Origin of the sequence: Cupriavidus sp. WGlv3, assembly GCF_023952475.1 — a bacterium.
In the GTDB taxonomy this organism is placed as follows: Bacteria; Pseudomonadota; Gammaproteobacteria; order Burkholderiales; family Burkholderiaceae; genus Cupriavidus; species Cupriavidus phytorum.
Genome location: NZ_JALHRX010000033.1, coordinates 22,092 through 31,527, shown reverse-complemented (window position 1 = coordinate 31,527; position 9,436 = coordinate 22,092). Strand labels below are relative to the sequence as shown.

Annotated in this window: 11 protein-coding genes; 7 read left to right on the top strand and 4 right to left on the bottom strand. The window is 56.4% G+C overall.

The features are described from left to right. The coding region (locus MKD38_RS28755) for a hypothetical protein (RefSeq protein WP_240988374.1) at positions 1-1,373 on the bottom strand (1,373 nt) is incomplete at its 3' end. A 335-nt stretch (positions 1,374-1,708) separates the two neighbouring features. Between MKD38_RS28755 and MKD38_RS28750 the strand changes: the two genes are divergently transcribed. The 3 genes from MKD38_RS28750 to MKD38_RS28740 all read left to right on the top strand — a co-directional run bounded on the left by MKD38_RS28750 (position 1,709) and on the right by MKD38_RS28740 (position 3,817). Next, positions 1,709-1,900: a hypothetical protein gene (locus tag MKD38_RS28750; protein ID WP_012354498.1), complete on the top strand. Its 192-nt coding sequence runs from the start codon at positions 1,709-1,711 to the stop codon at positions 1,898-1,900. 241 nt (positions 1,901-2,141) lie between these two features. Further along, complete coding sequence (locus tag MKD38_RS28745; RefSeq protein ID WP_012354497.1) at positions 2,142-2,969, top strand: hypothetical protein; 828 nt, start codon at positions 2,142-2,144, stop codon at positions 2,967-2,969. After that, positions 2,969-3,817: a hypothetical protein gene (locus tag MKD38_RS28740; RefSeq protein ID WP_012354496.1), complete on the top strand. Its 849-nt coding sequence runs from the start codon at positions 2,969-2,971 to the stop codon at positions 3,815-3,817. Before MKD38_RS28745 ends, MKD38_RS28740 begins: the two co-directional genes overlap by 1 nt. A gap of 898 nt (positions 3,818-4,715) precedes the next feature. On the opposite strand, the gene MKD38_RS28735 is transcribed toward MKD38_RS28740, so the two are convergent. The 3 genes from MKD38_RS28735 to MKD38_RS28725 form a co-directional block, all read right to left on the bottom strand. Continuing rightward, entirely contained in the window at positions 4,716-4,916 is a 201-nt protein-coding gene (locus MKD38_RS28735) for a hypothetical protein (protein WP_155892727.1), read from the bottom strand. Positions 4,917-5,390: 474 nt separating this feature from the next. Next, positions 5,391-6,269 carry an ImmA/IrrE family metallo-endopeptidase gene (locus MKD38_RS28730; RefSeq protein WP_012354492.1) on the bottom strand — a complete coding sequence of 293 codons (879 nt, stop codon included), beginning with the start codon at positions 6,267-6,269 and terminating at the stop codon, positions 5,391-5,393. Continuing rightward, entirely contained in the window at positions 6,269-6,631 is a 363-nt protein-coding gene (locus tag MKD38_RS28725; RefSeq protein WP_012354491.1) for a helix-turn-helix domain-containing protein, read from the bottom strand. Before MKD38_RS28725 ends, MKD38_RS28730 begins: the two co-directional genes overlap by 1 nt. A gap of 133 nt (positions 6,632-6,764) precedes the next feature. Here MKD38_RS28725 and MKD38_RS28720 point away from each other — a divergent pair, with 133 nt between their 5' ends. The 4 genes from MKD38_RS28720 (at position 6,765) to MKD38_RS28705 (ending at position 9,266) form a co-directional block, all read left to right on the top strand. Continuing rightward, on the top strand, positions 6,765-7,049 hold the full coding sequence (locus tag MKD38_RS28720) for a DUF3892 domain-containing protein (protein WP_025586725.1): 285 nt from the start codon (positions 6,765-6,767) through the stop codon (positions 7,047-7,049). A 384-nt stretch (positions 7,050-7,433) separates the two neighbouring features. Next, entirely contained in the window at positions 7,434-7,670 is a 237-nt protein-coding gene (locus MKD38_RS28715) for a multiubiquitin domain-containing protein (protein WP_012354488.1), read from the top strand. After that, positions 7,645-8,817, top strand: a complete 1,173-nt coding sequence (locus tag MKD38_RS28710; RefSeq protein WP_081479539.1) for a ThiF family adenylyltransferase — start codon at positions 7,645-7,647, stop codon at positions 8,815-8,817. The genes MKD38_RS28715 and MKD38_RS28710 overlap by 26 nt, the downstream gene beginning before the upstream one ends. After that, positions 8,814-9,266 carry a ubiquitination-like system serine protease family protein gene (locus MKD38_RS28705; RefSeq protein WP_012354486.1) on the top strand — a complete coding sequence of 151 codons (453 nt, stop codon included), beginning with the start codon at positions 8,814-8,816 and terminating at the stop codon, positions 9,264-9,266. The genes MKD38_RS28710 and MKD38_RS28705 overlap by 4 nt, the downstream gene beginning before the upstream one ends. The last annotated feature ends 170 nt before the right edge of the window (positions 9,267-9,436 follow it).

The following is a 9,436-nucleotide window of genomic DNA, read 5'->3' as shown; positions in this document are numbered from 1 at the left end:
AAGAAGCGGTTGTCGCTTTCAATGGTGTCGATAGCAGCTTCTGCCAGGCTACGATATTCGTCCACCCATCGTTCATGAATGGTGCGGAAGAAGTTGCCGTCTTGCAGCTGTCCAATGTGCTCGAGCTCTCCTTCAGCATTTTTGAAGACACTTGCATTTAGCAGCGTTGCGTGAACGTCCACGACGTGGACCACCAGTTGAATGGCTGCGTCGGAGTGTCGCTTTTCCAGTAGCGACACAACCTCGGAGACTAGTTCCGTAAGTATTGCTACGGTTTCGTCGTCACCGGGATCCTTGGGGCGCCCAAGATCTATTGACCACCGCAGTAGGGTTCGAGCTAGCACGCCGGGCGGGGGAGCATTTCGTACGCTGCAGATAGGCGTCTTGCTGGACGTTGGTGTGCCAGGACATATCGGAAGCAAAAGCCATGGTTGCCGACCAATAGCATCTTGCGCGCTCCAGTCCGTCATTTCGATCTTCTGCGCTTCTTGCAGCCGACTCATCCATAGGCGGATGGCCCAATCAAGTAGACGAAGGCGAATGTCCACGATCCGCAAGCCAGGGCGGCTGGTCAGTTCCACGCAGGCTTCGTCGTCGCCTAGCCGGAACCACTCAATTCTGGGCTGAGTCGGATCGCTATCATCTGGCGTGTTCGGTACCCATCCGTTTTGCTTTGCTGCGAGTAGTAGCTGAGTGGGTAGGCGCAGCGCCATCTCGCGCGGCAGTGCCACATGGACAGCGTAACTGGAGATTGCTCTTAGGCGGTGGGTATCAGAGAGGAAGAGGACTGTGCGGAAAAGGAAAATGCCGGTTAGAACTGCATTGAGGAGAAACCATCCGACGTTGCCCGCCATGAAGGAGGCAACCAAGTCCGCTTCGTGATAGGGAACAAAGAAGTACTGAAAGGTCATCCAGGCAAGTAGGCAGACCGAACTGGTTCCCGAGACGAGCGCTCCGGAGTCCAGAAGATAGACCTTCAGGCCAAGTTTTGCCGTTGCCCGCTGTTGGAGGTTGACAGCAACGAACGCGAACACTATTGGGTAGGACAATGCCGCGAGCGTTGCTTGCGTTCCCCACAGTGCTGTGAAGTAGGGAAGAGAGTCGCTAGCTTTGGCGTGCGCGAGGACTAGTCCGGGATACTCGGGCAGTGTTAAGCAAAGAATCGCGGCAAAGAGGACGGCCGCAAACACTGAGAAGGAAAAGGCAGCGAGATGGTTGCCGCAATACACCAGGCAACCATGCAGTCTTGAGTACTTGGTTGCCCTCCGCTCGGTGTTCTCCCGGCGCCACTGCTTCTTGAAGCGTTTTGCCTGATAACTAAGGGTATTGAAAAAGATCCCATACATTACCGTGCCAAGTGTGCCGTACCACACTGCGGAGTCGAAGTACAGGCATGATAGCGGCAGATTGTGCGTGGAGCGCCATTGGCTGCTTTCGTCGGCGACGGGAGAGTAATTTTCCTGCCGTTTGAGTTGGGTATCAACGAACTGTCAACGCAGTCGGGGGCGTATCTTGGTTAGGGCCCTTGTTGGGCTTGGTTGCAGAACGCCACGGCGCAGCGCCGGGGCCGAGCGCGCCGAAGCCGAGGCGGCGCTAGCGCGCCAACTGCTGGCAGACTTACGCCTGCCGCGCGAGCGGGAGGGCGCCGGTGGGGGCCGGCGCCAACCAGGCAGACAGCAAGGATAGCGACGGCAACGATGACTACGACATGACCATGGCGGAGCTGGCAGCAGCGGGGGGCTTCGATCCGCCGCCCCCTCCACCACCGCCCCCGCCGCCGCCGGTGGTCTGGTACCGCAACGCCGCCGGACAGAACTGGGACGGGACCGGCGAGATGCCGGACTGGCTGTGGCGGGCAGTCAATGCGGGGCAGAGCGGGGAGTCTTATCGGGTCGGATAGCGGCGTCAATACCGAGGGGTCTCCTTGTGATAGCGGATTCTCCTTATCTTGGCGCGCCCGCTTGCCAGATTTCCCTGATGGCTAGTCGACACGTGATAGCTATCCGTAACTTTCGGGCGTCTGTCTTGCGCCACGGTTGCCGACCAAGGACAATACTCCGTCAAGCGCTTTGAGCGCCTGATGCGCAACATTAGATCGGGTCGCCGCATGTCGTCGAGCCGATACCTTCTAGGGAGCGGCCTTGATTAGCGTCTTGCACGCAGATGCGTATTGTGGATTTTCGGGCTGGGTCAGTGACCACGATGCTGTCCACGCGACAGGCGCTCAACCTGTTTTTGTGGGGCGCGTTCTGTGGCCAGGGGCAAGTGAGCCGGAAGATACGGTGATCAAGCTTTACCCAACCGATTCGTGCGGCGTGGCAAACGAGGTCATCGGCTTTACGGCGAATGCCGTAAGGGGAGTCGACCAGCCAGCGAGGGGAGGAGTCATTCTGCTGAACCGGGAGATGTTGCCAGTCTTCGATGCCGATGTCACAGCCTACGTAGATCGGAGTACAGGTCTGGCCGTGTGCTGGGCTGCCACGTTGGTGCAGAATGCCAAACCGTTCCGGTTCTTGCGCCGTCTGTCCACTTTCGACCAGGATCAGCTTGCCGCTTTCTTTAGAAGCAAGTTTGCTCACATCCTCACTGGTGTTGACCATGCCACAGGTAACAGCGATCGAAGTGATGCCAACTTCTTATACTTGGACGATATGAAGTACGTTGCCATCGACCAAGGCGCGGTAGGTGGAGGCCCTTATTGGCATTCCTCCTGGCCAGACGAGACGGCCGGAAATCAACTCAACCTCGCGGCACAGAGGGAGATGACGGCATCCCAACTTTCGTCGTGGTATGCATCAGTGCTACAGGAGGGTCTTAAGACGCAAGACATCTGGCCGGAAGTGTCAAACCAACTGCGTAGGGACTTAATCGGCCTCCTGGACTCGGAGCAGATCGACACGATCGTTGAATACATGAGCACGCGCGCCAGCAATGGTACGCTTGCGCAAGCTTGCGGGCGCTTAATCTAATGGACCTCTCACTTCTTCTTTCGCGAACAGCGGCCGTACGCGAGCCAGTCTTTACTGGAGAGTGGGCGACCGTTTTCTTCCGTCCGGACCTGGCCAGTCAGCAGGACTTTGTCATAGGCGTCGCGGCGGTGATCAAGGGGGACGAGCGTCCGCTCCTTCGATGGCTTCCGGCGTTTAACAAGCTTTCAAGTCTTTATGGAGATGCGCTGAGCGGAACTGACCTTCGTGATTTGGTGAAAGGCATCGAAAACGCTATTGGCGCCAGCTTCCGAGAGGGTCTCTCCAAAGCAGCGACTGGGACGCCACACGTGCGGATGGTGAGTTGCGGTTACCTTGCCACGGATCATGTCGAGAAGGAACTCACAAGCTTGCTCAAACGCCAAGCTGGCGCTCTTTGGGTCGATGTTGCGCCACGCGAATCGCCGATGGATGATGATTGGGCATACATGGAGATGCGCAAAGCCCTGGCTTCGTTATCGAGAAAGATCTTTGTGCCAAATCGTGAATTGACCATCGGCGCAAGGAAACTGCATGTGGGACTAGACAATGGGAAGAGTTTTGGGAATATTCTCTCAGCCCGATATTCCAGTATGCAAACTGTCGAGCGTCACGTCTATAAGTCGCTAAAAGACGTTCTTGTTGCGCACAATCTTACACATCGACACGCGGCGCCACCCGCGCTGTTCGTTGTCTTGCCTGATCCGGAGACGCCGGTCGAAATGGCAATAGCGAAAAAGACCGGCCAGTTGCTTGAGGAAGTGCAGGATATGGGCGTCGTTTCGTATTCCGATACGCGGCCCGATGCTCTGGCTGGGCAACTCGAAGGCTGGCTCATAACAAATCGCTAAGCGGCCTATCAACCCACCTCGGCGAGCTTTTTCTTGACAGTGGTTGTGCTGCCAGACCTACACACATTTCGGTGCGCCGAGAGGGGGTCCCTTTGATTTCCGCGCAATTTACTGGGGTAGCCACCCCTAGCACCCATACGGGTTTCCGGGCGATGCTCAGTTGAAATCGCCGTCAAATCAGACACTTGCTGACTTGTCCTTTTCCGCCATTTCCCAATGGTCCTACTCCACTGGAGCCCTGGCACGGGCCGGCCGAGCGGCTACCCACTCCGTAGCCATCACCAGAATCTGCGGAATTGCGCCGCCTGATTGGCTGGTGGGAGCCGCCAGGGGCGCGGGCCGCTGTCCGACCTCACGCGCCAGCTCCTGCTCGCCTACTGCCAGGCCTTGCGACAGGGCGCGGCCAGCCCCGACGGTCGCGGCGATCGCACACGCCGAACGCCGTTGGCCGACGCCACCCGCATGCGCGCTGGACTCGTAACAGCAACCTATTGATTTAATGGGAATTTCAGGTGGGCATAGTCCGGAGAGCCGCATGAATGCTAGGGGTCGCTACACATTCAAATTGCAGAGAAATCAAAGGGACCCCGGTCAGGGGCCAAAATTGGAAGCACCCAGCATGAGTTGCATATATGGATGCGCGCAGCGCGTCCTCGGAGCGCTTCCACACGGCCTCGGCCGTTGGCCGACGCTGACGGCAATCAGGTAGTCAAGGTCGAAAATGTCGTAGCGCCGGTGCGGGCCATCTTATCCATCTTGTGACGCCACCCGCCACGTCGGAATGCCGACCCCGAAACTATCAAACCACTCCCGAATCCCGTCCGCCACAAAGCTTGGATCACAGGTAGCGGCGTCTGGAACGCATGCTTGGATGAGGTCTTCGACGTCAAAACGTCGTTCAGGCTGCGCCCGCCAGACGCGGTCGCAAGCTGGGATGGCGAGGTGCTGGTCTTGGATGGGGGCGTAACGCATGGCGCAGACAGGAAATGAAGTTTCCCATATTGACGGCCGCCTCGCCGATTTCTTGATCCATCCATTGCACTTCCGACAAGCCAATTGGCGACGGGAACTGGACCGTCAGGTCCTGGCTCAGCGTCATGGGGGTTTCAAGCCAGTCCGGCCAATTCCGGATTTTCAGTCCGGCGAACTGGAGTAGTCCGGCTAATTCCGGTTTCCTACAATCGGGTCATATGGCAAACGACAGCAGCAACAAAGGCGCTCCCCTCTCACGGTTTTTGACATAGCCCCCCCGTATGTCTATTGCCGATCGCGGGGCAACACCAAGGCCGGCCAGAAGGCAAGGCGCGGCGCGGGGCCGACCGACATTCCACGACCTTCCGCGGCAGATGTCGCCAAAGGGCAACGCGCTTCGTGTGTCTGGCGGCCAGTCTCGCATTGACGTTGAGCGCTGTTGCCGTTCCGAGCGCGACACGGGGATGGTCCTTTTGCTGCAATTGGATAGCCGATGGTAGTAAGTCGCCAAGCATACGTCCTTCCCGTTTATCGATATAGTGGGCGGCTAAACGCCGCCCACTATATCGATAAAAATTCGCTAGGCTGCATCGTCCGCCTACTATCGCTTGAATCGCGGGGTCCAAGACTCGATAAGAGATCGCTCTTCCTCCTCGTCTTCTGGGGAGGGTAGGTCGATGTCGTAAAGCACTGTCAGTGTTTTGCCATAGCGGCCAAGACCAACAACGTCTTCGCAGATCTCGATGCTGCGTCGGCCGCCGAACCAGTGTTGGAGATTTGAACCTTCTTCGACGCGGTTCCCGTGTCGCACATTGACCGGGTCCTGGTTGAACGCGTAGGTGGCTGTATTTTGCGGTACCGCTTTCCGCTTCCTAAGCCAATCAATCCCATCAAGATTCCTTAGCGCCTCAGACATAAAACAGTGGTCAATGATGCCGCTGCGGCTAACGATGATCGCCACAGCCTCGCGAGTGCATTGCGCATATCGAATTGCCGTGGCATGGATGGACGTCTTGCACAGCACCGCAAGTCTTTCGATAGCCGCAAGACCGACACCGGCACGCTCAAGTGCCGGAAAGAACAGATGGCGAGGCATCAGGAAGCTTGCGGCAAAGCGATCGGCCTCCGCTTCATACTTGTCTCCAGACAAATATCCTGCGCGTGACACATGCGAGCCGGCGTCGCCAACGATGACGGCATCTACGTGGCCGGGCAGGTAGTAGTGGCCTAGCTCGTGACCGACGCTGAAGTTCTCAAAGCCTTCATTCTCATGGTGCGTGGCATAGGCAATGGCGAAGTCATTGCCATACCGGACAAGCATTCCTGAGACACCTTCATTTTCCATGGGCTTCGCGACCACCTCGATGCCGCAGTCGCGAGCGATTGCTTTAGGGTCGACCGGAAGTGCAGCGATCCCAAGGCCCTTGATGATCTGTTCCGCGGCGAGAGAGGCAAAGGCATAGGGATCGGCTTTTATCATTATTTGCCTTTTTCCTGCGCGCGCTTGGCAAGCATGGTTATCAGATCGTCGGCCATCTTTCGGTCCGATGGTTGAAGTGACCCATAATGCCTATGAAGGCGATCCGCTCCAGCCAGAGCCTTGAAGTCCTCAACACGGCCTAGAAGGTAATCAGTAGTGACATCAAGGCTGTCAGCCAAGATGCGCAAGTTATCAAAGGATGGTTTTCGGGTGCCAGTTTCGAAGTGAGAAATCGCGGACGGCTGCATCCCGGCCTTTTGGGCTAGTTCGCCCTGGTTCAGGCCGCGATACTCACGCGCCGTTCGCAATCGACTTGGAAAGACGGCGGACGGTGAGGTGGGCGGGGGTGTTGACTGCGACATGACGAAAGCGTATAGTAAAAATTGACTGATTCGTCATGGCCCCGCGGGGCCTCTCTTTCGGTCAGGAGCATGACGAATTCGTCATATTGTAGATGACGCTTCTGGCAGCAGCAAGAAAGAAAGGAAGATTGTTATGGCTGACGCACGTGTAACTTGTATCAGTAAGCCCAACCCACAGAGCCCGCACGAACACATCACACATCTGGGTAATCCAGCCGCGGATTGGATGTGGACACGCGAACAGGTAATCCAAAGCATCGATGCCAAGACCAACACGTTCTATGTGTTGGACCCGTCTACAGGCAAGCGCGCCGACATTGGCGTGGTCCGGGACGCTGGGAAGGCACCGTATCTGCGCACACATGCGGACGGCCGCTGGAACAACAACCTGCTGGCGCTGAACCAGTGTCCGTTGTAGTAACGCCAATCTACCTAAGGAGGTCCCTATGGTGACCACGAAGAAGCCGGGTGAAAGCACCGGAAACAAGGGCGGGATCTACCAGGAGATTGGTCCGCGCGGTGGCAAGCAGCGGAACTACGCCACAGTGCCAGACAACAGGTCACTGCCCACGACGACTAAGCCTGGGCGTACCTGGACTCCAGTAAAGATCACGCCGAACAGCAGTCGCTAATCATCGCGTCACTTTCTACGGGCAGCTGGAATGCCCGGTTTGAGGCCGACACCGTTCACCAGTGCAATGGGGGCCGAGTTAACTTGCATTGAAGTGATGTGTTGTATGCATTGTTGTGCGTGCAATGACGCACGTTTAGACCTTTGAATTACTGCCTAACGAGGACCACTATGAATCCCCATGAGTTTCAGATTTTCATCAACACGGACCCCAAGAAGGTGACGGGCCCACAAATCACTTTCGAGAAAGTTTTGGAGTTGGCCAACATTAACGTGTCGGGCGTTGACCTTGGCTTGTATGACGTGGATTGGAAGCACGGTCATAAGGTGGGAAGCTTGACGCCCGGTCAATCGGTGGATCTCGAGAATGGGATGAAATTTGATGCTGGCAAATCGAACCGCTCCTAATGCCGACTTGCAGCGTCTCGTTGACGAGGGTTACGAGATCAGCCTTGAAGGCAGCCACCTGATCGTCCACAGGGTGCCTTATGTCAAGCAGTCCCGTACGCTTGGCTATGGGACTATGATTTCGACGTACGCCGAGCATGCCGGCGTACCCGCGATCCTCGACCACTGGGTGTTTTTTACTGGGTCGATTCCATACAGGGATGACGGTGTTTCGCTGGAAAGTGCGATGGTGGCTAATTCCACTCCCCAGACTGTGGCGGGGCGAACTGCACTTTGCCAACTTTCATATAAGCCGGAACCAATCGGCGATATGCTCAGTTGCTATTACAACAAGCTGACCCACTACATTCGCAAACTAGGCAGCTACGCTTCGGCCATTGATTCCACGGCTAGTGCGCGCGGGAGGGGTAGCTTTACACGCCGGGACACGGCGTCGGTTTTTCACTATCCGAACTGGGCCACTGCGAGGGCCGGGCTCGAAGCATACGAGGCCAAACTTGAGCTTAAAAAGGTGGCGATCGTCGGGCTAGGTGGAACCGGGGCTTATATTCTCGACGGTCTGGCGAAGACGCCGGTGGCAGAGATTCACCTGTTTGATGGTGATATCATCGAGCCACATAATGCGTTCCGGGTGCCGGGCGCACTGCCAATAGAAACTGTGTACGGTAAGCACAAGAAGACGGACCTTCTGCAGCAAACCTTCAGCCAGTTCAGAACCGGCATTGTTAGTCATCCGGAGATGGTGGCCGAAGCCAACCTCGGGCAATTGCACGATTGTCAGTTTGTATTTATTGCGGTCGACCATGGCCCGTCGCGCGGTCTCATCGCACGGTACTTGGCGAACGCCCGTATCCCGTTCATTGATGTAGGCATTGGTGTGGACAAGAAGCCGGATCTTCTCAAGCTACACGGCCGGGCGCGGGTAACATTGGTCACACCAGACACCGCGTATCTGGTTGACTCCCTTCCGACTGCCGATGATTCCGATGAGGCAGTCTATGGCAACATTCAATTGGCTGAGCTCAATTCGATCAACGCAAATTTAGCCTTAATCCGATACAAGCAGCATCTGCAGTTCTTTACGGATGAAATCTCGCCAAACGTGATCAATTATAAGTGCTCCTGGAACCAGTGCACCCATCAATGAAGATACGCACGATCCGCCCGGAATATGTGGAACATTTTCCAGCCAATTTAGAAGAGGGCGTCCTTTATATTAGTGAGGAGTTCGAGACTGCTGCCCATCTTTGCTGCTGTGGTTGCGGTGAAAAGGTTATCACACCGCTAAACCCAGCGAAATGGCGAATCCGGAAAGAGGGAGAGGCGGTGACCCTTTTGCCATCTGTTGGAAACTGGAAATACGCCTGTAAGTCACACTACAACATAATCCGGAACCAGGTAATCAAGGCCGGAGCATTCGATGCCAAAGCCATTGAATCGGTACGGCAGCGTGATCGGCGCGACATGGAGCGCTATGTCAGTCGAACCAATGCCGCGTCGGAAAGGCAGACTGGGAACAACCCTCCAACCTCGGGAACAGCGCCGGGACTTATTCGTCAGCTGATAGATTTGCTGCGCAAGTGGTGGAACACTTAGTTCTGCGCCTTTATCGGTAGGCGCCAGACCCCGCTAGTCGGTGGTTGAGGGGGATTTCGAACTACGATATAAGGGGCAATACCTGAAGCCGAGAGAGGGCGCTGTGGTGCACGCAAGGACCAAAACCGAAGTGGCAACCATCAAGCTAACGTTGCAATTCCGGGGGGGCT